Annotated in this window: 23 protein-coding genes; 14 read left to right on the forward strand and 9 right to left on the reverse strand. The window is 66.8% G+C overall.

The window, feature by feature from the left end; genetic code table 11:
• Window positions 1–26: 26 nt before the first annotated feature.
• The 10 genes from leuC (at window position 27) to accD (ending at window position 11,957) form a co-directional block, all read left to right on the forward strand.
• Complete coding sequence (gene leuC, locus WDLP6_RS19810; protein WP_162593728.1) at window positions 27–1,448, forward strand: 3-isopropylmalate dehydratase large subunit; 1,422 nt, start codon at window positions 27–29, stop codon at window positions 1,446–1,448.
• Between the two features lie 19 nt (window positions 1,449–1,467).
• Window positions 1,468–2,118, forward strand: coding sequence for a 3-isopropylmalate dehydratase small subunit (gene leuD / locus WDLP6_RS19815; protein ID WP_162568845.1), 651 nt, complete (start codon window positions 1,468–1,470; stop codon window positions 2,116–2,118).
• Window positions 2,119–2,152: 34 nt separating this feature from the next.
• Window positions 2,153–3,253 carry a 3-isopropylmalate dehydrogenase gene (leuB, locus tag WDLP6_RS19820; RefSeq protein WP_162593729.1) on the forward strand — a complete coding sequence of 367 codons (1,101 nt, stop codon included), beginning with the start codon at window positions 2,153–2,155 and terminating at the stop codon, window positions 3,251–3,253.
• A gap of 91 nt (window positions 3,254–3,344) precedes the next feature.
• Window positions 3,345–4,487, forward strand: coding sequence for an aspartate-semialdehyde dehydrogenase (asd, locus tag WDLP6_RS19825; RefSeq protein WP_162593730.1), 1,143 nt, complete (start codon window positions 3,345–3,347; stop codon window positions 4,485–4,487).
• Between the two features lie 164 nt (window positions 4,488–4,651).
• Window positions 4,652–7,363, forward strand: a complete 2,712-nt coding sequence (locus tag WDLP6_RS19830; protein ID WP_162593731.1) for a FimV/HubP family polar landmark protein — start codon at window positions 4,652–4,654, stop codon at window positions 7,361–7,363.
• Window positions 7,364–7,389: 26 nt separating this feature from the next.
• The gene (gene truA, locus WDLP6_RS19835; RefSeq protein ID WP_162593732.1) at window positions 7,390–8,202 is read left to right on the forward strand and encodes a tRNA pseudouridine(38-40) synthase TruA; all 813 of its coding nucleotides are present in this window, start codon (window positions 7,390–7,392) and stop codon (window positions 8,200–8,202) included.
• Window positions 8,199–8,885: a phosphoribosylanthranilate isomerase gene (locus tag WDLP6_RS19840; RefSeq protein WP_162593733.1), complete on the forward strand. Its 687-nt coding sequence runs from the start codon at window positions 8,199–8,201 to the stop codon at window positions 8,883–8,885. The genes truA and WDLP6_RS19840 overlap by 4 nt, the downstream gene beginning before the upstream one ends.
• A 48-nt stretch (window positions 8,886–8,933) precedes the next feature.
• Entirely contained in the window at window positions 8,934–10,211 is a 1,278-nt protein-coding gene (gene trpB, locus WDLP6_RS19845; protein ID WP_162593734.1) for a tryptophan synthase subunit beta, read from the forward strand.
• Window positions 10,208–11,053, forward strand: coding sequence for a tryptophan synthase subunit alpha (gene trpA / locus WDLP6_RS19850; protein ID WP_162593735.1), 846 nt, complete (start codon window positions 10,208–10,210; stop codon window positions 11,051–11,053). The genes trpB and trpA overlap by 4 nt, the downstream gene beginning before the upstream one ends.
• Before the next feature lie 31 nt (window positions 11,054–11,084).
• The gene (gene accD / locus WDLP6_RS19855) at window positions 11,085–11,957 is read left to right on the forward strand and encodes an acetyl-CoA carboxylase, carboxyltransferase subunit beta (RefSeq protein WP_162593736.1); all 873 of its coding nucleotides are present in this window, start codon (window positions 11,085–11,087) and stop codon (window positions 11,955–11,957) included.
• A 15-nt stretch (window positions 11,958–11,972) separates the two neighbouring features.
• Here the strand turns inward: accD and WDLP6_RS19860 are convergent, their stop codons facing one another.
• A complete protein-coding gene (locus WDLP6_RS19860; RefSeq protein ID WP_162593737.1) occupies window positions 11,973–12,533 on the reverse strand; it encodes a YggT family protein in 561 nt (186 codons plus the stop codon).
• Between the two features lie 49 nt (window positions 12,534–12,582).
• Between WDLP6_RS19860 and WDLP6_RS19865 the strand changes: the two genes are divergently transcribed.
• The 4 genes from WDLP6_RS19865 (at window position 12,583) to WDLP6_RS19880 (ending at window position 16,700) form a co-directional block, all read left to right on the forward strand.
• Complete coding sequence (locus tag WDLP6_RS19865) at window positions 12,583–13,230, forward strand: LON peptidase substrate-binding domain-containing protein (RefSeq protein WP_232077143.1); 648 nt, start codon at window positions 12,583–12,585, stop codon at window positions 13,228–13,230.
• A 115-nt stretch (window positions 13,231–13,345) separates the two neighbouring features.
• Window positions 13,346–14,914 carry a lysine--tRNA ligase gene (lysS, locus tag WDLP6_RS19870; RefSeq protein ID WP_162593739.1) on the forward strand — a complete coding sequence of 523 codons (1,569 nt, stop codon included), beginning with the start codon at window positions 13,346–13,348 and terminating at the stop codon, window positions 14,912–14,914.
• On the forward strand, window positions 14,911–16,194 hold the full coding sequence (locus tag WDLP6_RS19875) for an Hsp70 family protein (protein WP_162593740.1): 1,284 nt from the start codon (window positions 14,911–14,913) through the stop codon (window positions 16,192–16,194). Before lysS ends, WDLP6_RS19875 begins: the two co-directional genes overlap by 4 nt.
• Window positions 16,191–16,700, forward strand: a complete 510-nt coding sequence (locus WDLP6_RS19880) for a YgjP-like metallopeptidase domain-containing protein (RefSeq protein ID WP_162593741.1) — start codon at window positions 16,191–16,193, stop codon at window positions 16,698–16,700. The genes WDLP6_RS19875 and WDLP6_RS19880 overlap by 4 nt, the downstream gene beginning before the upstream one ends.
• A gap of 10 nt (window positions 16,701–16,710) precedes the next feature.
• On the opposite strand, the gene nagZ is transcribed toward WDLP6_RS19880, so the two are convergent.
• From nagZ to lepB, 8 genes are read right to left on the reverse strand one after another with little or no spacing between them, the layout of a single operon-like run.
• A complete protein-coding gene (gene nagZ / locus WDLP6_RS19885) occupies window positions 16,711–17,793 on the reverse strand; it encodes a beta-N-acetylhexosaminidase (protein WP_162593742.1) in 1,083 nt (360 codons plus the stop codon).
• Window positions 17,790–18,185, reverse strand: a complete 396-nt coding sequence (gene acpS / locus WDLP6_RS19890; RefSeq protein WP_162593743.1) for a holo-ACP synthase — start codon at window positions 18,183–18,185, stop codon at window positions 17,790–17,792. The genes nagZ and acpS overlap by 4 nt, the downstream gene beginning before the upstream one ends.
• A gap of 29 nt (window positions 18,186–18,214) precedes the next feature.
• On the reverse strand, window positions 18,215–18,958 hold the full coding sequence (locus tag WDLP6_RS19895; RefSeq protein ID WP_162593744.1) for a pyridoxine 5'-phosphate synthase: 744 nt from the start codon (window positions 18,956–18,958) through the stop codon (window positions 18,215–18,217).
• Window positions 18,955–19,725, reverse strand: coding sequence for a DNA repair protein RecO (recO, locus tag WDLP6_RS19900; protein WP_162593745.1), 771 nt, complete (start codon window positions 19,723–19,725; stop codon window positions 18,955–18,957). The genes WDLP6_RS19895 and recO overlap by 4 nt, the downstream gene beginning before the upstream one ends.
• A 6-nt stretch (window positions 19,726–19,731) precedes the next feature.
• Complete coding sequence (era, locus tag WDLP6_RS19905; protein ID WP_232077499.1) at window positions 19,732–20,676, reverse strand: GTPase Era; 945 nt, start codon at window positions 20,674–20,676, stop codon at window positions 19,732–19,734.
• 20 nt (window positions 20,677–20,696) lie between these two features.
• Complete coding sequence (gene rnc, locus WDLP6_RS19910) at window positions 20,697–21,404, reverse strand: ribonuclease III (RefSeq protein WP_162593747.1); 708 nt, start codon at window positions 21,402–21,404, stop codon at window positions 20,697–20,699.
• Entirely contained in the window at window positions 21,405–21,761 is a 357-nt protein-coding gene (locus tag WDLP6_RS19915) for a DUF4845 domain-containing protein (protein ID WP_162568865.1), read from the reverse strand. It abuts the gene before it with no gap.
• Window positions 21,762–21,798: 37 nt separating this feature from the next.
• Window positions 21,799–22,770: a signal peptidase I gene (gene lepB / locus WDLP6_RS19920; RefSeq protein WP_162593748.1), complete on the reverse strand. Its 972-nt coding sequence runs from the start codon at window positions 22,768–22,770 to the stop codon at window positions 21,799–21,801.
• Between the last annotated feature and the right edge of the window lie 2 nt (window positions 22,771–22,772).

Consider the following 22,772-nt stretch of genomic DNA (forward strand, 5'->3'; position numbering starts at 1 on the left):
TCCCATTTCCCACGAAAGAGACCACCATGGCACGCACGCTCTACGACAAACTCTGGGACGAGCACGTCGTCCACACCGAGGAAGACGGCACCGCGATCCTCTACATCGACCGGCATCTGGTGCACGAGGTGACCAGCCCGCAAGCCTTCGAAGGGCTGCGGGAAGCCGGCCGCAAGCTGTGGCGCATCAGCTCGGTGGTCGCCACGGCCGACCACAACACGCCGACCACGCATTGGGAGCTCGGCTACGACGGCATCGCCGACCCGATCAGCAAGGAACAGATCACCACGCTGGACAGCAACATCAAGGAATTCGGCGCCGCCGCCTTCTTCCCCTTCCTGAGCAAGCGGCAGGGCATCGTGCATGTGATCGGACCGGAATCGGGCGCGACGCTGCCCGGCATGACAGTGGTCTGCGGCGACTCGCACACCTCGACGCACGGTGCCTTCGGCGCGCTCGCGCACGGCATCGGCACCAGCGAGGTCGAGCACGTGATGGCGACGCAGACCCTGCTGGCCAAGAAGGCCAAGAACCTGCTCGTCAAGGTCGAAGGCAAGCTGGCCCCGGGCTGTACCGCCAAGGACATCGTGCTGGCCATCATCGGCAGGATCGGCACCGCCGGCGGCACCGGCTACACGATCGAGTTCGCCGGCGCCGCGATCCGCAACCTCAGCATGGAAGGCCGCATGACCGTGTGCAACATGGCGATCGAGGCCGGTGCGCGGGCCGGGCTGGTGGCGGTGGACGAGAAGACCATCGCCTACGTCAAGGGCCGCGCGCTCGCGCCGACCGGCGTCGAGTGGGATCAGGCGGTCGCCTACTGGAAGACGCTGCAGTCGGACCCGAACGCGCATTTCGACGCCGTGGTCGAACTCGATGCGGCGCAGGTCAAGCCGCAGGTGACCTGGGGCACCTCGCCCGAGATGGTCGTGCCGGTCGATGGCCACGTGCCGGATCCGGACAAGGAGAAGGACGCCAACAAACGCGGTGCCATCGAGCGCGCGCTGACCTACATGGGCCTGGAGCCGAACAAGCCGATGAACGACATCCTGATCGACAAGGTGTTCATCGGCTCGTGCACCAACAGCCGCATCGAGGACATGCGCGAAGCCGCCGCGATGGTCAAGAAACTGGGCCAGAAGGTCGCGAAGAACGTGAAGCTGGCGATGGTCGTCCCAGGCTCCGGCCAGGTGAAGGAACAGGCCGAGCGCGAAGGGCTCGACCAGATCTTCAAGGCCGCGGGCTTCGAGTGGCGCGAACCGGGTTGCTCGATGTGCCTCGCGATGAACGCCGACCGGCTGGAGCCGGGGGAGCGCTGCGCCTCGACCAGCAACCGCAATTTCGAAGGCCGGCAAGGCGCGGGTGGCCGCACCCACTTGGTCAGCCCCGCCATGGCTGCCGCCGCCGCCGTGCACGGCCATTTCGTCGACGTTCGCCAGTTCGCCTGATCCGAGGAGCAAGAACACCATGCAGAAATTCACCGTGCACAAGGGCCTCGTGGCGCCAATGGACCGCGAGAACGTCGACACCGACGCCATCATCCCCAAGCAGTTCCTGAAGTCGATCCGCAAGACCGGCTTCGGCCCCAATCTGTTCGACGCCTGGCGCTACCTCGATCCGGGCGAGCCGGGCCAGGACCCGAAGTCACGCCGGCCGAACCCCGACTTCGTGCTGAACCAGCCGCGCTATGCGGGCGCCTCGGTGCTGCTCGCGCGCAAGAACTTCGGCTGCGGCTCGTCGCGCGAACACGCGCCCTGGGCGCTCGACCAGTACGGCTTCCGCGCGATCATCGCGCCGAGCTATGCCGACATCTTCTTCAACAACAGCTTCAAGAACGGGCTGCTGCCGATCGTGCTCGCCGAGTCGCAGGTGGCGCAGTTGTTCGACGAGGCGCTTGCCTTTCCCGGCTACAGCCTCACCGTCGATCTCGAGCGACAGGTGATCGTCAAGCCCGATGGCAGCGAGCTGGCCTTCGAGGTCCAGGCCTTCCGCAAGTTCTGCCTGATCAACGGCCTGGACGACATCGGCCTGACGCTGCGCCACAAGGACAAGATCAAGGCCTTCGAGGCGGAACGCCTGGCGCAGAAGCCCTGGCTCACGCACCAGCTGATCGCCTGACCTCCATCCTTTTCCAACTTCCGAACAGACCTTCATGAAAATCGCAGTCCTTCCCGGTGACGGCATCGGCACCGAAATCGTCGCGGAGGCCATTCGTGTCCTCGACGTGCTCGATCTCTCCTTCGAAATGGAATCGGCGCCGGTCGGCGGCGCGGCCTACGAGGCGCACGGGCATCCGCTGCCCGACGCCACGCTCAAGCTGGCCAAGGAAGCCGACGCCGTGCTCTTCGGCGCGGTGGGCGACTGGAAGTACGACAAGCTGGAGCGCTCGCTGCGGCCCGAGCAGGCCATCCTCGGCCTGCGCAAGAACCTCGGCCTATTCGCCAACTTCCGCCCGGCCATCTGCTATGAGCAGTTGGTCGATGCGTCCAGCCTGAAGCCCGAGCTCATCGCCGGACTCGACATCCTGATCATCCGCGAGCTGACCGGCGACATCTATTTCGGCCAGCCGCGCGGACGCCGCACCGCAGTCGATGGCCATTTCCCGGGCGCCGAGGAAGCCTTCGACACGATGCGCTATTCGCGTCCGGAGATCGAGCGCATCGCCCACGTCGCGTTCCTGGCGGCGCGCAAGCGCAGCAAGCGCGTGACCAGCGTCGACAAGGCCAACGTGCTCGAGACCTTCCAGTTCTGGAAGGACGTGGTCACGGAGGTCGGCAAGGAGTATCCCGACGTCGAACTCGACCACATGTACGTGGACAACGCCGCGATGCAGCTGGTCAAGGCGCCGAAGAAGTTTGACGTGGTTGTCACCGGCAACATGTTCGGCGACATCCTCTCGGACGAGGCCGCGATGCTGACCGGCTCGATCGGCATGCTGCCCTCGGCCTCGCTCAACGCGGGCAACCAGGGCCTTTACGAACCGAGCCACGGCAGCGCGCCCGACATTGCCGGCAAAGGGGTTGCCAATCCATTGGCTACAATCCTGTCCGCTGCCATGATGCTCCGCTTTTCCCTGAACCAGCCCGAAGCCGCCGACCGAATCGAGTCGGCGGTCAAGCACGTGCTCGCGAAAGGCCTGCGCACGGCAGACATCTGGTCCGCAGGCACCACCAAGGTCGGCACCCGCGAAATGGGCGACGCGGTGGTGGCGGCCCTGTCTTCCTCGATCACCAAAACGGCGATTACCGGCTAACCACAGCCCGATTCGTCACGCCCCTCCCCGGCTCTGACGAGCCGGGCGCAAAGAGAAAACAGCTTTCTTTTTTCACAAGGGCAATCTGAAAATGGCGAACGCAAATCAACCTCTGGTCGGCCTCGTGGGCTGGCGCGGCATGGTGGGCTCGGTCCTGATGGATCGCATGCAGGCCGAAGGCGACTTCGAACTGATCGAGCCGGTCTTCTTCTCAACGTCCAATGCCGGCGGCAAGGCCCCGGCGATGGCCAGGAACGAGACCCGACTCCAGGATGCGCGCGACATCGAGGCGCTCCGGAAGTGCGACATCGTGGTCACCGCCCAGGGCGGCGACTACACCACCGAAGTGTTTCCCAGGCTGCGCGCCGCAGGGTGGAAGGGCCACTGGGTCGACGCGGCGTCCACGCTGCGCATGAACGACGACGCGATCATCGTGCTCGATCCGGTCAACCTCCCGGTCATCCAGAACGCGCTGGCCAAGGGCGGCAAGAACTGGATCGGCGGCAACTGCACGGTGAGCTGCATGCTGATGGGCGTGGGTGCTCTCTACAAGGCCGGGCTGGTCGAGTGGATGACCAGCATGACCTACCAGGCGGCCTCGGGCGGCGGCGCGCAGCACATGCGCGAACTGCTCACGCAGTTCGGCTCGCTCCACAGCGAAGTGCGTGCGCTGCTGGACGATCCGAAGTCGGCGATCCTCGAGATCGACCGCAAGGTGCTCGGCCGGCAACAGGCGCTGAGTGCCGCCGAGACGGCGAATTTCGGCGTCCCGCTCGGCGGCAGCCTGATCCCGTGGATCGACAAGGACCTCGGCGACGGCATCAGCAAGGAAGAATGGAAGGCCGGCGCCGAGACCAACAAGATCCTGGGCCAGGGCGCCGCCTTCGGAACGGCCGCGACGCCGGTCGACGGCTTCTGCGTGCGCGTCGGCGCCATGCGCTGCCACAGCCAGGCGCTGACCTTCAAGCTGAAGAAGGACGTGCCGGTCGCCGACATCGAAGCCTTGATCGCCGCGGACAACGCATGGGTCAAGGTGGTGCCGAACACGCGGGAAGCCACCATGAAGGATCTCACGCCGGTGGCAGTCACCGGCACCATGGGCATCCCTGTCGGCCGCATCCGCAAGCTGGCGATGGGACCGGACTATGTGGGCGCCTTCACCGTCGGCGACCAGCTCCTGTGGGGCGCCGCCGAACCGCTGCGCCGCATGCTGCGTATCCTGCTCGAAGCCTGAGCCACCGCAGGACGGCCGAAACGCCGTTCTGCGTTGCTGCATCACAACGCGACAGGCATGCCGAAGTTGGCACGCACTGGGTAGATAAGGCCTGTCGCCTTGTCAGTGCAGGGTGATGATGTTAACGTCCCCTTACACTTTTGGGCCGCGCTGCCCCTACCAGCATGACACGACATCCGTTGCCTGCGGCCCGCCTCCCGGCGCCTTGCCAGATCCCGACGTTTTCCGGCCGGGGGCGGCTGTCCCTTCTGAGCGCGGCGATCACTCTGGCCCTGGGCTTCGTCAGCACCGATGCTTCGGCGCTCGCGCTCGGGCGGCTCAATGTCCAGTCGGCGCTGGGTGAACCGCTTCGCGCCGAAATCGACGTCACCGAGATCAGCGCATCCGAAGCCGACGGCCTGCGGATCGCCATCGCTTCGCCCGAGGCCTTCCGCGCTGCGGGCGTGCCTTACAACGCCGTGCTGTCGGACATGAGGGTGGGCCTGCAGCGACGCGCCAACGGGCGCTATGTCGTGCGCCTCACCAGCAACCGCCAAGTCAGCGAACCTTTCATCGACCTGCTGCTCGAGGCCAACTGGAATTCGGGCCGCATCGTGCGCGACTACACCGTGCTGCTCGATCCGCCGGGCAGCCGGCTGGCCGCGGCGCCGGTTGCGCCGATCGCGCCGCAGATCAGCGCAGCCCCGCCGCAGCCGCTGCGTTCCACCGCGCCGGCCGTCATCGAACCCCCGATCCGCCGCCCATCGCCGGCGGCGGTGCCGGGCGCTCCGTCCGCAGCCGCGACGCAGGCAGCGCCAAGGGCGGCAAACGCGAGTCCGGCCATTCGCACCCCCGCGGGCGGCGATCAGCACGTCACGGTACAGGCCGGCGATACCGCCAGCAAGATCGCCGGTGCCTACAAGACAGCGGACGTATCGCTCGACCAGATGCTGGTGGCGCTGCTGCGTGCCAATCCCAATGCCTTCATTCGCGGCAATGTCAACCGCATCAAGGCCGGTGCCGTGCTCGACTTGCCGGACCCGTCCCAGGCGAGCGCCGTTCCTGCGACCGAAGCGCGGCGCATGGTGACAGCGCAGAGCCACGACTTCAGCGAGTACCGCCGCCGCCTGGCGGATAACACCCCCGAATCGAACGTCGCCGACGCCGGCCGCCAGGCCTCGGGCAAGCTGCAGGCCAATGTCGAGGATCGCAATGCGGCGAATGCAGCAGCCGACAAACTCAAGGTCACGCAGGGCGGCCCGGCGAACGTGTCCGCCGAAGACAAGCTGGCGCAGACCCGGCAGGCACAGGAGAGCAGCGCCCGCGTTGCCGAACTGTCGAAGAACATCAGCGAGCTGAACAAGCTGCAAAGCGCCAGCGGGACCGCTGCTACGGCAAGCAGCGCCGCACCCGCTGCGGCAAGCGCTCCGTCGGTCGCAGCCTCCGCTGCGGGAAGCACTGCGGGCTCGGGTAACGCGGCATCGGCAGCGAGCGCGATCAGCCCGCCGACGCCCGCTGTCGTCGCGCCCGCTGCCGCGGCATCTGCCACAGCAGCCGACGGGACGACGCAAGCCGCCTCGTCGGCCGCGGCCACTGCCTCCGCTGCGCCCAAGGCACCGGTCATTGTCAAGCCGGCGGCCACGCCTGCGCCGACAGAGCGCGGGTTCTTCGCGGAACTGCTCGACAACCCGCTCATGCTCGGTGCCGCCGCACTGATCGCGCTGCTGGTCGCCTTCTTTCTCCATCGCGTGCTGGGCCGCAAGCGCCCCCAAAGCGGCGACAGCGTGTTCATCGAAAGCCGCATGCCCAAGGACTCCTTCTTCGGCGCCAGCGGCGGCGAGTCGGTCGACACCAAGAACCGGGGCAATTCGGTCGTCTCCTCGCTGTCCTACTCTCCCAGCCAGCTGGACGCAGGCGACGTGGACCCGGTGGCCGAAGCCGATGTCTATCTGGCCTACGGCCGCGATCTGCAAGCCGAGGAAATCCTGCGCGAAGCACTGCGGGTCAATCCTGAACGCACCGCCATCCACCTCAAGCTGCTCGAGATCCATGCCAAGCGCCGCGACCTGCGCGCCTACGAGGCGCTCGCGGCCGATGTGCACAAGCTGACCGGCGGCACCGGCAGCGACTGGGGTCGCGTGGCGGAAATGGGCAAGGACCTGGATCCCGGCAACCCGCTGTATGAATCCGGCAGCCGCGGCGTCTCCGCCGCCGAAGCCGCCGCATTCGCAGGCACATTGGCAGCGGCGACATCCTCGCCCGCGCCGGCCCTGAGCCCGAGTTCCGGCCCGGTCATGCCACAGGTCGTCGCAGCGCCTCCACCGGCCTTCGTGCCTTCCGTGGCGCCGCTCGATTTCGATCTCGACTTGGCCAAGCCCTCGACGCCGGCGCCGCTCACGGCCAGCCTGCCGCCGACACCGTCGCCGGAGCCATTCCCGTCGACGGTGCGCGAGGTTCCGCGCACCCCGACGCCCGCAGCCGCTGCGGCGACCGACGCCGCTCCGCTGAGCGCCATCGCAGCACTTCATCTCGAGAACGACTTCGACACCGCACCGGGTGTGCTCGAGCCGATTCCGCGCGCGCCCTCGCCCGAGGACGAAATGACGCAGCCGGCAACCCTGCGCGCGGGCTTGCCCGGCGATTCCGGCTTCATCGAATTCGACATGAGTTCGCTGGCCGGCCTGCCGGATCGCAACCCGTCCGACACCGAGCGTGGCCGGCTCGAACCGCTCGAAGAAGGCGCGGAGAGCCCGCATGCGATCAAGCTTTCGCTGGCGCGCGAACTGAAGGCACTCGGCGATGTCGAAGGTGCCCGCTCACTGATCGAGGAAGTCGCTGCCGAGAGCTCGGGCGACGTCAAGGCCGAAGCCAAGCAACTGCTCGGCCAATTGCGCTGAGCGGCCATGGCGCCGCCTACTCCACCGTGAGGCTGGCGCTCGGCATCCGCTACAACGGCCAGGGCTACCAGGGCTGGCAGAGCCAGCTGTCGGGCCAAACCGTCCAGGACAAGCTCGAAGCGGCGCTCACCCGCTTCGCCGCCCAGCCGATCTCCACGCTCTGCGCGGGCCGCACCGATGCCGGTGTCCATGCCTTGATGCAGGTGGTGCATTTCGACACGGCCATTCACCGCACCCCCTTCTCCTGGGTGCGCGGCACCAACCGCTTCCTGCCCGCCGACATCGCGGTGCAATGGGCGCAGCCGGTGCCCGACCAGTTCCATTGCCGCGCTAGCGCGCTCACGCGCCGCTACCTCTACGTGCTGTCGCAGTCGCCGGTGCGGCCGAGCCTGGATGCGGGCCGCGTGGGCTGGTCGATGCGCGCACTCGACGGCAACGCGATGCGCGAGGCGGCCACGATGCTGCTGGGCCAGCACGACTTCAGCTCGTTCCGCGCTTCGGCCTGCCAGGCACGTTCGCCGATCAAGGACCTGCGGCGCATCACGGTCACGCGGCACGGCGAGACGGAACGCTGCCGCTGGCACTTCGAGTTCGAGGCCGACGCGTTCCTGCATCACATGATCCGCAACATCATGGGTTGCCTGGTGCGCATCGGCCATGGCGACGAGCGTCCGGAATGGATGCGCAAGGTACTGGAGGCCCGCAGCCGCAAGGTCGCCGCCCCGACTTTCTCGGCGGATGGCCTGTACTTTCTGGGACCGCTCTACGACGCCGGCTGGGGCTTGCCGCCGCAGGCAACGCTGCAGGCGGGGGGCGTTGCGTATGATGATCCGCCATGACTTCCATTCGCCACGTTGCCCGTACACGCATCAAGATCTGCGGGCTGACACGCGAGGAGGACGTGGACGCAGCCGTCGATGGCGGTGCCGATGCGATCGGCTTCGTGCTGTATCCGGCCAGCCCGCGCGCAGTCACCGTTGAACGCGCGGCGCGGCTGGCCGCCAGGCTGCCGCCCTTCGTCACGCCGGTGCTGCTGTTCGTCAACGAAGAGGCCGCAGCCGCAAGGGCCGCCCTCGCTGCCGTGCCCGGTGCCGTCGCGCAGTTCCATGGCGATGAAACACCCGATCAATGCTGGCAGGCGAGCGGCCAGGGCGCGCACCGCTTCCTGCGCGCGGCCCGGATTCCGGTCGGTGCGGCCGGCGCCGGCTTCGATCTCGTAAAATACGCGTCCGATTACTCCCGCGCCCACGCCATCCTGCTCGACGCCCACGTCGAAGCCTATGGCGGTGGCGGCAAGGCATTCGATTGGTCACATCTTCCACCCGCCGTCGACGCTCACCTCGTCTTGAGTGGTGGGCTCACACCTGCAAACGTGGGCGATGGCATTCGCCAGTTGCGGACGGCCGCCCGGTCGCTGTCCGTTGACGTGAGTTCCGGCGTCGAGGCCTGCAAAGGCATCAAGGACGCCCGGAAGATTCGCGAATTCGTGGCCGCCGTGCGTGCGGCCGACGCCCTGTTCTAGCTGACTGCGCCTCGATCGTCTGGCGCGGCCGGCCCACCGATCGAGACCATGACCACCTACCAGCAACCCGACGCCACCGGCCATTTCGGCATCTACGGCGGCACTTTCGCCAGCGAAACGCTGACCCACGCGATCAATGAATTGCGTGACGCCTACGCCCGGTACAAGGACGACCCCGAATTCCTGGCCGAATTCCACTACGAGCTCGCGCATTTCGTGGGCCGACCCTCGCCGATCTACCATGCGGCGCGCACCAGCCGCGAAATGGGCGGCGCGCAGATCTACCTCAAGCGAGAGGACCTGAATCACACCGGCGCCCACAAGGTCAACAACACCATCGGCCAGGCCATGCTCGCCAAGCGCATGGGCAAGCCGCGCGTGATCGCCGAAACCGGCGCCGGCCAGCACGGCGTGGCCACGGCCACCATCTGCGCACGCTACGGGCTCGAATGCGTGGTCTACATGGGCAGTCAGGACGTGAAGCGCCAGAGCCCGAATGTCTATCGCATGAACCTGCTGGGCGCAACCGTCGTGCCAGTGGAATCGGGCAGCAAGACCCTGAAGGACGCGCTCAACGAGGCGATGCGCGACTGGGTCACCAACGTCGAAAATACCTTCTACATCATCGGCACCGTCGCCGGCCCGCATCCCTATCCGACCATGGTGCGCGACTTCCAGAGCGTGATCGGCATCGAATGCATCGAACAGATGCCCGCCATGCTGGCCGCGCAAGGCCTCGGCGGCGAAGCCGGAGGCCGGCAACCCGACGTGGTGGTTGCCTGCGTGGGCGGCGGCAGCAATGCGATGGGCATCTTCCATCCCTATATTCCCTTCGAAGGCACGCGCCTGATCGGCGTGGAGGCCGCGGGCGAAGGCCTGGACAGCGGCAAGCATTCGGCCTCGATCCTGCGCGGCAGTCCCGGTGTGCTGCACGGCAACCGGACCTACCTGCTGCAGAACGAGGACGGCCAGGTGACCGAGACGCACAGCATCAGCGCCGGGCTCGATTACCCCGGCGTCGGCCCGGAGCATGCCTACCTGGCCGACATCGGTCGCGCCGAATATGTCGGCATCACCGATGCCGAGGCACTCGAAGCCTTTCACTACCTGTGCCGCACCGAAGGCATCATCCCCGCCCTCGAATCGAGCCATGCCTTCGCCCACGCGATGAAACTGGCGAAGACCATGCGCCCCGATCAGTCGATCCTGGTCAATCTCTCGGGTCGCGGCGACAAGGACATCGGCACGGTGGCCGACCTCTCCGGCATCGACTTCTACGATCGGCCGTCGATGCGCGGCCTCAGCGTGAAGGGAGGCCGTGCATGAGCCGCATCGCTGCCACTTTCGACGCCTTGCGCAAGGACGGCCGCAAGGCGCTGATCCCCTACGTGACCGCGGGCTTTCCTTTCGCCGACATCACGCCGGAACTCATGCACGGCATGGCCGAGGCGGGCGCCGACGTGATCGAGCTCGGCGTGCCCTTCTCCGACCCAATGGCCGACGGTCCGGTAATTCAGAAGGCCGGCGAGGCCGCGCTCGCGCTGGGCATCGGCATGAAACAGGTGCTGGCCATGGTCGCCACCTTTCGACGGCAGAACGAAAGCACGCCCGTGGTGCTGATGGGCTACGCGAATCCGGTCGAACACTACGACCTGGTGCACGGCAAGCATTCGTTCATCCGCGATGCCGCGGCAGCCGGCGTCGACGGCCTGCTGGTCGTCGACTACCCGCCCGAAGAGTGCGAGGAATTCGCCGCCAAGCTTCGGGCGAGCGGCATCGACCTGATCTTCCTGCTCGCGCCCACCAGCACCGGCGAGCGCATGGCACAGGTCGGCCGCATTGCCACCGGCTACGTCTACTACGTCTCGCTCAAGGGTGTGACCGGTGCGGGCCATCTCGACACCGAAGCGGTCGGCCGGATGATCCCGCGCATCCGCGAGCACATGCAGCTGCCGGTCGGCGTCGGTTTTGGCATTCGTGACGCGCGCACCGCGCAGGCCGTCGGCTCGGCTGCCGATGCGGTCGTGATCGGCACCCGCATCATCCAGCTGATAGAGAACCAGCCGCGGGAGGCGGTGGTGCCGGTGGTGCGCGAATTCCTGTCCGAAATCCGGCAGGCACTGGACGCCCTGCCCACGGCCACGCCCAAGAACACGGCTGGCCGATAATCCGCATGCCCTCACCCCGGATGGAGACTTCATGAGCTGGCTAGAAAAACTGCTTCCCCCCAAGATTGCGCCCATCGATCCGAGCGAGCGCCGCCAAATGCCGGAAGGCCTTTGGATCAAATGCCCGAGCTGCGACACGGTGCTCTACAAGACCGACCTCGAACACAACCAGAACGTGTGCCCGAGCTGCGGCCACCACCACCGCATCGGCGCGCGCGCGCGGCTGGACGCCTTCCTCGATCCCGAAGGCCGCTACGAAGTCGGCCAGGAAGTGCTGCCGGTCGACGCACTCAAGTTCAAGGACAGCCGCAAGTACCCCGAGCGGCTCAAGGAGGCGCTCGAGAACACCGGCGAGACCGACGCGCTCGTGGTCATCGGCGGCTCGGTGCACAGCATCAATGTCGTGGTGGCCTGCTTCGAGTTCGACTTCATGGGCGGCAGCATGGGCAGCGTGGTCGGCGAGCGCTTCGTGCGCGGCGTCGAGACCGCCATCGAGCAGAAGGTGCCGTTCATCTGCTTCACGGCCACCGGCGGCGCGCGCATGCAGGAAGGCTTGCTGTCGCTCATGCAGATGGCCAAGACCAACGCATCGCTCACCCGGCTGGCCAAGAAGGGCCTTCCCTACATCAGCGTGCTGACCGACCCGACCATGGGCGGCGTGAGCGCGGGCTTTGCCTTCGTCGGCGACGTGGTCATCGCGGAACCGAAGGCGCTGATCGGCTTCGCCGGGCCGCGCGTGATCGAATCGACCGTGCGGGTGACGCTGCCGGAAGGCTTTCAGCGCGCCGAGTTCCTGCAGACCAAGGGCGCAATCGATTTCATCTGCGACCGGCGCGAACTGCGCAAGACCGTGGCCAGCACGCTGGCGATGCTGCTGCGCCAATCCGCCGACGCAGTGGTCTGACGGGCGGCGCGGACCTCAGCGTCCGAGGGTGAACGCCGAGCCCATCAGATTGCCGAGCACGATGGCAACGATCTGCAGCAGCACGATGGCGGCCAGCGGCGACAGGTCGACGCCACCCACCAGCGGAATGAAGCGCCGCAGCGGCCGCACGAGCGGCTCCGCGAGCCGCGCGATGAGATCCTGCAGCATCGAAGACGCGCTCGGCACCCACGACAACACGGCATAGACGATCAGCAGCGCGGTGAGCCCCGATACCGCGAGCTGCAACAGCCCGATCAGCGACACCAGCGGCAGGATCGTCCAGCGGCCCAGGCCGCCCATCAGCAGCCAGAGCAGCAGGAACTTGGCCATCACCAGCAGCCAGGCGGCGATCGCGCTGGCGAGATCCCAGCGCTTGACCGGCGGCACCACGCGCCGCAGCGGCAACACGATCCAGTCGCTGATGGCGAACACGAAGCGGCCCAGCGGGTTACCGAAAGGCACCCGGTGATACTGCATGTAGAGGCGCAGCAGACAGGCGCCCCCGAGGAGGCCGACGATCACGTCGAGCAGAAACGCGGGGATTTGATAGAACATGGGTCGCGGTCGTGAACGGAATGCGATGATAGCCATGCAAGGTTCATCGATGACGACACCCTCCCTTCTGCACGACCTGCCCTTGTTTCCGCTGGGCACCGTGCTGTTTCCCGGCGGCTTGCTGCCGCTGCGCATTTTCGAGGTCCGCTACCTCGACATGATCGGCAAGTGCCACAAGACGGGCGCGCCGTTCGGCGTGGTCGGCCTCACGCTGGGCAGCGAGGTTCGCCGGGCCGGCGCAGAGGCCGAAAGCTTCTCGGCCATCGGGACGCTCGCCGTCATCCGCGAATTCGACGTTCCCCAGGCCGGCCTGATGCAGATCGAATGCGCGGGCACGCAGCGCTTTCGCATTCATTCCAGCGAGTTGCAGAGGCATGGACTGTGGACGGCCAGCGTCGAAGCGCTGCCCGATGACCAGGCGCTCGAAGTCCCGCAGGATCTGCAGCAGAGTGCGGATTCGTTGCGCCGGCTGGTCACCGCGCTGGAAGAGCGGCGGCGGATGGAGGGCAACGACCGCGTGCGGCTGCCGATCGAGCCGCCCTATCGGTTCGACGACTGTGGGTGGGTGGCCAATCGCTGGTGCGAGCTGCTGCCGGTACAGCCCGAGATCAAGCAGCGCCTGATGGAACTCGACAGCCCGCTGATGCGCCTCGAACTCGTCGGCGATCTGCTCGCACGCACCGGCATCGTTGAATAGGCCGCTATCGATTGGATAGCAACCGACAAAGCATCGGCGCGCGCTGGCGGCCGGTCCGGCAGGAAGCGCTGGCGGCTAAAATGGCGAGTTGCGTTCGCGCCCCTACCCTGCTTCCATGTCCGATTCATCGACTCCTTCCGCTTCCGCCACTGTCGCCGCGCCCGCTTCCACGGCGGCCGCCACGATCGACGACAACCAGCTCATCGCCGAGCGGCGCGAAAAACTGAAAGGCCTGCGCGCGGCGCAGGCCGCAGGCCAGGGCGTCGCGTTCCCGAACGATTTCAAGCCCGGCCACCGCGCCGCGGGACTGATCGCAGCGCACGGCGACACGCCGGCCGAGGTGCTCGAAGCCGCGCCGATCGCCGTCAGCGTGGCGGGCCGCATGATGCTCAAGCGGGTGATGGGCAAGGCCAGCTTCGCGACGGTGCAGGACGCCACCGGCCGCATCCAGCTCTACATCACGCGCGACGCGGTGGGCGAAGACGCCTACGCCGCATTCAAGCACTGGGACCTGGGCGATATCGTCGGCGCCGAAGGCTCGGCCTTCAAGACCCGCACCGGCGAACTCTCGGTCAAGGTCACGAAGCTGCGCCTGCTGACCAAAAGCCTGCGGCCGCTGCCGGACAAGTTCCACGGCATGGCCGACCAGGAGCAGAAGTACCGCCAGCGCTATGTCGACCTGATCACCGACGAATCGGCGCGCGAGCGCTTCGCGGCGCGCAGCCGCGCCGTGAGCGCGCTGCGCGAGTTCATGGTGGCCAACGACTTCCTCGAGGTCGAGACGCCGATGCTGCATCCGATCCCCGGCGGCGCCAACGCCAAGCCCTTCAAGACACACCACAACGCGCTCGACCAGGAGATGTTCCTGCGCATCGCGCCCGAGCTCTACCTGAAGCGGCTGATCGTCGGCGGCTTCGAGCGCGTGTTCGAGATCAACCGGAGCTACCGCAACGAGGGCATCTCGGTGCGGCACAACCCCGAGTTCACGATGATGGAGTTCTACGCGGCCTACTGGAACTACCGCGACCTGATGGACTTCACCGAGACGCTGATCCGCACCATCGCAGAGAAGACCGTCGGCCGGCTCGCGCTCGACTACCAGGGCCAACCTGTCGACCTGAGTCTTCCGTTCGAGCGGCTCACGATCCGCGAGGCGATCCTGCGCCACACCGACGCGGGCGACCATGTCGACGATGCCGCCTGGCTCGTCAACGCCCTGCGCAAGCTCGGCCTGACCGAGGACAAGGGCAAGCTCTCGCAGCGCAGCCTCGCCAGCCTGCAGGTGATGTACTTCGAAGAGACGGTGGAAGAAAAACTCTGGCAGCCGACCTTCATCATGGAGCACCCGACCGAGATCTCGCCGCTGGCGCGCGCCAATGACGAACGTCCCGAAGTGACGGAGCGCTTCGAGCTCTACATCACCGGCCGCGAATTCGGCAACGGCTTCAGCGAGCTCAACGATGCCGAAGACCAGGCCGCGCGCTTCAATGCGCAGGTGGCGGCCAAGGACAGCGGCGACGACGAGGCGATGTTCTACGACCATGACTTCGTTCGCGCGCTCGAATACGGCATGCCGCCGACAGGCGGGTGCGGCATCGGCATCGATCGGTTCATGATGCTCCTGACCGATTCGCCGAGCATTCGCGACGTCATCCTCTTTCCTGCGCTGCGCCGGGAATCTTGAACCGCTCTGCGCCCGCGATCGGCATCGATTTCGGCACCTCCAACTCCGCGGTCGCGTCGGTGCAGGGCGATTCGCTCGCCCGCCTCTTGCCGCTCGAAGGATCGGCCACGACGATGCCGACCGCGGTCTTCTTCAACGCCGAGGAGCGCAGCACGCATTTCGGCCGTGAGGCGATCGCGCTGTACCTGGCGGGCACCGAAGGCCGGCTGATGCGCTCGCTCAAGAGCCTGCTCGGCACGCCGCTGATGCAGGACCAGACCGAGATCGGCAACGAGAAGGTGAGCTTCGAGGACATCATCGCCCTCTTCCTGCATGAGCTCGCGAAGCGCGCGCAGGCGCAGTTCGGCGCGCCGCCGGCGCAGGTCGTCATCGGCCGCCCGGTCCGCTTCGTGGACGACGACGACGAGCGAGACCGGCAGGCCGAAGCCGCGCTGCGCCGGGCCGCGCGCCATGCGGGGCTGGGCGAAGTCCGCTTCCAGTACGAACCTATTGCCGCCGCGTTCGACTACGAGCGCCGGATCGATCGCGAGGCGCTGGTCCTGATCGTCGACATCGGCGGCGGCACCTCGGACTTCACGGTGGTGCGCCTGGGGCCGAAGCGCGTCGCACTGGCCGATCGCTCCGGCGACCTGCTGGCCACCGCCGGCGTGCACATCGGCGGCACGGATTTCGACCAGCGGCTCAGCCTCGAATGCGTGATGCCGCATCTCGGCTTCCGGCACATCGGCCCGCGCGGCCGCGAGGTGCCGAGCAAGTCCTTCTTCGATCTGTCGTCCTGGCATCTGATCAACTGGCTGTATGCGCCGCGGGCGATCCGGCAGGTGCAGGAACTGCGGATCAACTATGCCGACACGCGGCTGCATGACCGCCTGGTCGACGTGCTCGTGCATCGCCATGGCCATCGCATCGCCAACGAGGTCGAGCAGGCCAAGATCCGCAGCGGCACGCGCGACGAGGGCGATGGCGTGGCGATCGACCTGTCGTGCGCGCAGGCGGGCCTCGCGTCCGCGCTCACGGCCCGCGACATGCGGCGGCATCTCGCCACGCCGATCGACAACGTGGTGTCGTGCGCGCGCGATTGCGTCCAGCGCGCGAACCTCGGCACCGGCAGGCTCGATGCCATCTACCTGACGGGCGGCTCTTCGGCGCTGCGCCCGTTCCAGCAGGCACTGCGTGACGCATTTCCGGGCACCGAGCTCATCGAAGGAGATCTGTTCGGTGGCGTGGCTGCCGGCCTGGCCTATGCCGCCGCCGGCGCACGCGCGCCGCAAGCGGCATGAAGTACCTGGCTGCCTATCCCGCGGCGCTGCAGGCCCAGGTCGCGCAGCTGGTGGTGCAGGATCAGCTCGGCGAATGGCTGCAAAAACGCTATGGCCGCACGCACGACATCCGCACCGACCGCGCGCTGTACGACTACGTGAGCGATCTGAAGAGCCGTTTCATGCGCAATGCCGAGCCGCTGTCGAAGGTGGTGTTCGACGGCAAGCTGCACGTGATCCGCAATGCGCTCGGCACCCACACGACGGTGTCACGCGTGCAGGGCGGCAAGCTCAAGGCCAAGCGCGAGATCCGCGTCGCGAGCCTGTTCAAGGAAGTGCCGATCGAATGGCTGCGCATGATCGCCGTCCATGAGCTGGCGCACATGAAGGAACGCGCGCACGACAAGGCTTTTTACCAGCTGTGCACGCACATGGAGCCGGACTATCACCAGCTGGAGTTCGACCTGCGGCTCTATCTGACCCATCTCGACGGCGGCGGCGGCCCGCTCTGGCCGGCCGCAAGCTGAAGGCCGCTGTTCAGGCTGGACGGCCGGGCAGCGCCATCTCCAGCGCGCGCTGGTAGACGGGAGAACGTCGCAGCGCATCCCCATCGAGCGCCGGCGCACGCGGCAGCAAGGCCCGCCGGCGCGCCTCGCTGTCGGCATCCGGCCGCCAGCGCCGGCTGCGCCGTGCCGCGGCAAAGCCGTCGAGCAGCTCGTCGAGCACCCTGCCTTCGCCCACGCTCTGGTTGCACAGCAAGGCGAGATCGCAGCCGGCGTCGAGCGCCGACAGTGCGGCATCGGTGTAGCTCAGCAGTTGGCCGTCGATGCGGCGCGCGGCCTCCATGCTGAGGTCGTCGCTGAAGACTGCGCCGTCGAAGCCCAGTCGGCCGCGCAGGATCTGCCGCAGCCACTTCGACGAGAAGCCGGCCGGCCGCGCATCCACCTTGGGATAGATCACATGCGCCGGCATCACGGCCGCGAGGGTGCCGGCCAGCCAGTCGTAGGGCCGGGCGTCGTCCGCCAGGATCGTCTTCAGCCCGCGCCGGTCCACGGGTATCGCGACGTGCGAGTCGGCCCGCACGAAGCCGTGGCCGGGGAAGTGCTTGCCGCAGTTGGCCATCCCAGCCTGCAGCAAGCCGTGCATCAGGCTCTTGGCGAGCAGCGCGACGACGCGCGGATCGCGATGAAAGCTGCGATCACCGATCACGCTGCTCGCGCCGTGATCGAGATCGAGCACCGGCGTGAAGCTGAAATCGACACCGCAGGCGCGCAGTTCGGCAGCGAGCACGAAGCCGCATGCCGTGGCCGCCTGCGTGGCGCGCATCGGATCCGCCATCCAGAGTTCGCCGAGTGCGCGCATGGACGGCAATCGCGTGAAGCCATCCGTGCGAAAGCGCTGGACCCGGCCACCTTCGTGATCGACGCAGATCAGGAGGTCCGGCCGCAGCGCCTTGATCTCCGCGTTGAGGGCGGCGAGCTGCGCGCGGTCCTGCCAGTTGCGGGCGAAATGGATCACGCCGCCCACCAGCGGATCGGCCAGCCGCCGCCGGTCGGCATCGTTCAATGCGAGCCCCGCGACGTCGATGATCAGCGGGGCATGCGATGCAGCCTGGGTCATTCGCGGCGCTCGACGACGACGAAGCTCACCGCGAAGTCGGTCTCGTCGGTCACGGTGACATGCGCCGTCAGGCGCTCTGCGTCGAACCAATCCTTGAGGCCGCCGTGCAGCACGATCACGGGCTTGCCGCTGCGCTGGTTCGCGATCTCGCACAGCCGCCAGGCCATCGGCGTGCGCATGCCGGTGCCGATGGCCTTGCTGAAGGCCTCCTTGGCGGAAAAGCGAGTGGCGAGGTAACGCAGGCCGCGCTGCGGCCAGCGCGCGCTGCGCGTGCGCCAGACACCGAGCTCCGCGTCGCTGAGGACGCGCTCGGCGAAGCGTTCGCCCTGACGCGCGAAGGTGGCGGCGATGCGCCGGACGTCGCAGATGTCGGTGCCGATGCCGTAGATCATCTCAGCGCCCCCGGCGCCGGCAGCCGCATCTACTTCGCCTCACCGATGCAGCGCAGGTACTCGCGCGTGGTCGCGGCATAGCCGAGCTCCAGCGCGTCGGCGACGAAGGCATGGCCGATCGACACCTCGCGCACGCCCGGGACGGCGCGCAGGAATTCGGTGAGGTTCTCGCGGCTGAGGTCATGCCCAGCGTTGACCTCGAGTCCCGCGGCCTGCGCCGCGCGCGCTGCCTCCACATACAGCTGCAGGACGGCGTCCGCCCGGGAGGTGTTGCGCGAGGCGGCATAACCCTCGGTGTAGAGCTCGACGCGATCGGCACCGACGGCCTTGGCGGCCGCCATCATGTCCGGCTCCGGGTCCATGAAAAGACTCACGCGAACCCCGAGCGCGCGGGTTTCGGCGATCAGCGGGCGCAGGCGAGCTGCGTCCTCGGGAAAGCTCCAGCCGTGGTCGCTGGTGGATTGCGTTTCGCTGTCGGGCACGAAGGTCGCCTGGTGCGGACGCAGCTCGCGCACGTACTCCATCAGGTTGTGGAACGGATTGCCTTCGATGTTGAACTCGAGGCCGGCCCAGTCCTTCGCCAGGAGGGCCGACAGGTCGCGCACGTCCTGCGGACGGATATGACGCTCGTCGGGCCGCGGATGCACCGTGATGCCATGCGCGCCGGCATCCAGGCACAGCGCGGCGGCAAAGAGCACGCTGGGGATGCCGAGGGGCCGGGTGTTGCGCACCAGCGCCACCTTGTTGAGGTTGACCGAAAGGAATGTGCTCATAGGGCTTGCAGGTCTCTCATCATCTGCCGCGTGCGCAGCGTTGCGACACCGCAATGGTAGTTGAGCAGCGTGCGCAGCTGGTTGCGCAGCGAACTGTTGGTTCCGGCATTCATCAGGGCGACCTGGCGCAGCGCGGCAGGAAGCGGCGCGCGCTCGCCGAGGGTGCGCTCCACCGCCCGCCATTCCGAACCTTCGAGCGCTGCCTCGTCCTGCGCGGCCTGACGCAGGCCGGCTTCCGGCACGAGGGCGTAGCGCACGTCGTCCTCGAGCGGCGCCAGCGTGAGCGTCTCAGCATCGAGTGCCGGCAGCAAGCCGACTTCGCGCAGCAGCAGCAGCTCGAAGGCGCGAAGGGCCGCGGCTTGCGTCGCGGCCTGAGCGCCCGCATGGTCGCCGGCCAGCACCTGGACGACGCCGGCGTAGGCGTCGAACAGCGCCTCGTGCGCGTCGTCGCGGGCCAGCAGACGCAGCAGGAGTTCGTTGAGGTAGTAGCCGGACAGCAGCGCTTCGCCGGTCGGCATCACGTGGCCACCCATCCACTCGGCCGCCTTGAGGCTCCGGATCTCGGCATCACCGCCATAGGACAGCTGCAGCGGCTGCAGCGGGAGCAGCACCGGCCGGAAGTTGGAGCTCGGTCGCTTGGCGCCCTTGGCGACCAGCGCGATGCGCCCATGGTGCCGGGTGAAGACCTCGAGAATCAGGCTCGATTCGCTCCAGTCGTAGCGATGCAGCACATAAGCCGGCTCATGGGAGGTGCGCTTGACCGCCATGCAAGCTCATTCATACCCGAAAGATCGCACGCGCGCCTCATCGTCCGCCCAGCCCGAGCGCACCTTGACCCAGAGCTCGATGAAGACCTTGGCATCCATCAGCTTCTCGAGTTCCTGCCGCGTCTCGGTGCCGATGCGCTTGATGCGCTCTCCCTTGTCGCCGATCACCATCGCCTTGTGGCCGTCCCGCTCGACCACGATGGTGGCGGCGATCTTGAGCAGGCGCTTCTGGCCCTTGCGCGCGGGGGGCTCTTCCTCGAACTTGTCGATGATGACCGTCGAGGTGTAGGGCAGTTCGTCGCCGGTGAGCCGGAACAGCTTCTCGCGCACCAGCTCGCTGGCCAGGAATTGTTCGCTGCGGTCGGTCAGCTCGTCCTCGGCATACCACCAGGCCTGCTCGGGCAGGTATTTCTCGCAGATGCCGAAGAGGCGCTCGACATCCTTGGCATTCTTGGCCGACATCGGCACGAACTCGGCGAAGGCGTGCTTGCCCTGCATGGTCTGCAGCCAGGGCGCGATATCGCCGCGGCGATGGACGTTGTCGAGCTTGTTGGCGATCAGCACCGTCGGAATGCCGGTGCCGAGCAGCTTCAGCACCCGTTCGTCGGCCGGCGTGAAACTGCCGGCCTCCACCACGAACAGGATCAGATCGACATCCGAGACGGCACCCACCACGGTCTTGTTGAGCGACCGGTTCAATGCATTGGCATGCAGGGTCTGGAAGCCGGGCGTGTCGACGAAGACGAACTGCGTCGCGCCGAGGGTGCGCATGCCGGTGATACGGTGCCGGGTGGTCTGCGCCTTGCGCGAGGTGATGCTGATCTTCTGGCCGACCAGTGCATTGAGCAGTGTCGACTTGCCGACATTGGGCTTGCCCACGATGGCCACGAGACCGCAGCGCTGCGAGGATGGAGTGCCCTCGGAACCGCCTGGCTCTTCGGGCCGGGTCATGGAAGGGTCGGTTGCGTCGTTCATTGGGATGCCTTCGCGCCGCGCGCCTTGAGCCGGATCAACATGGCCGCCGCGGCGGCCTGCTCGCCGGCGCGGCGCGAGCCGCCGATGCCGCGTTCGCACAGGCCCAGTTCGGCCACTTCGCACTCGACATCGAAAGTTTGTTTGTGGGCCGCACCCAGCGTCCCGACGACGCGATAGGCCGGCAGCTTCATTTTGTGGCCCTGCAGCCATTCCTGCAATTCGGTCTTCGGGTCCTTGGCCGCCGCTTCCATGCGCGGATTGATTTCGACCGCCTCGTAAAGGCGATGCACCAGCGCCTGCGCGGGACCGTAGCCCGCATCGAGGTACACCGCACCGATCAACGCTTCCAGCGCATCGGCCAGGATCGAAGGCCGGCTCGAACCACCCGAGCGCGCCTCTCCTTCACCGAGGCGAAGCAGCGGTGACAGGGCCAGCTTGATCGCAAGCTGATGCAGCGTCTCCTGCCTGACCAGGCTGGCGCGCACCCTGGACAGATCGCCTTCGGGCAGCGCCGACAGACGCGCGTAGAGCAGATGAGACACGGCGAGGTTGAGCACCGAGTCGCCCAGGAATTCGAGCCGCTCGTTGTGGTCCGCCGAAAAACTGCGGTGCGTCAGCGCAAGCTGGAGGAGGCGTCCGTCCGAGAACGAATGCTGGATGCGCGCCTGCAGCGCGGCAAGGCCGCCCTCCGGGGGGTGTTTCATTCAGTGCGACTGGCCCTGGTACTTGAGCGTCAGGTAGGCCGGGCCGAAGAGATGGATCTCGCGCTGGTACGCAAACGACACCACGACCTTGTCGCCGACCTTCTGGACGTCGAGGTCCTTGCCGGCGACGGAGGTGAAGTCGTCGATGGCCTGGGCGCGATCGAAGATGGCCCGTACCTCGGGGACCGTCGCGCCCTCCGTGGCCTTGTTGGCTGCCTTGAGAATCGCCTGGTATTCGATCAGCGTCGGAATCACCTGCGCCACGACGACGCCGAGGCAGGCCAGCACGATGGCCACGAACAGCAGCCCGATGAAGGAGATGCCGCGCTGCTTTTGTTTCGACTCGATTGCTCTCATGCTTGCCCTCTTCCCCTCGAATGAAAAATCTGAATCGTTATTGGAATCCGCCGATGCGCTTGAGATTGCCGAAATTCATCCACACGAAGAACGCCCGGCCCACGATGTTCTGGTCCGGAACGAAGCCCCAGTAGCGCGAATCGAGCGAGTTGTCACGGTTGTCGCCCATCATGAAATAGTGGCCCGGCGGCACCTTGCAGACGACACCCTCGACACTGTAGCGGCAATTTTCCTGATTCGGGAAGGGCATGATCTCGGCCTCGGACAGGCCTGCGCGCCGGTTATCGTCATTGAGCAATTTGTGCTGTTTTCCGCCAAGATTTTCCGAGTACTGTTTGAGGTAGCTCATCGTCTCCTCATCGAAATAGTCGGGCACCGGGTCCTTGCTGATCGGCTGCCCGTTGATCGTGAGCTTCTTGTTGAGGTAGGCCACCTCGTCGCCCGGCACGCCGACCACGCGTTTGATGTAGTCCATGCTCGGCTTGGGCGGGTAGCGGAACACCATCACGTCTCCACGTGCGGGCGGCGTCCCCTCGGTGATCTTGGTGTTGATGACCGGAAGCCGCAACCCGTAGGTGAACTTGTTGACCAGGATCAGATCGCCGGTCAGCAGGGTCGGCATCATCGAACCTGACGGGATCTTGAACGGCTCGAACAGGAACGAGCGCAACAGGAAAACCGCCAGGATCACCGGGAACAGGCCTGCGGTCCAATCCAGCCACCACGGCTGCATGATCAGCCGTTCGCGCGCCGTGGTGTCGACCTTGTCGACCTGCGTGATGCCCTGACGGGCCAGCTCTTCGCGCCGCTGCGCCAGCGAGGCGTCGAGCGTCTCGGCCGCACGCCGACGCTTCGGCAGGAAGTAGAACCGTTCCGCCAGCCAATAGATACCCGTGACGACGGTGGCCAGGAAAAGCAGCAATGCGAAGTTGCCTTCGATCGCGCCGAAGTACCAGGCGCCGATATAGCCCGCAAAGGCCGCGAGGATCAGTGAGGTGAGAAATGCCATCG

The sequence above is a fragment of the Variovorax sp. PBL-E5 genome (assembly GCF_901827185.1).
GTDB lineage: Bacteria > Pseudomonadota > Gammaproteobacteria > Burkholderiales > Burkholderiaceae_C > Variovorax.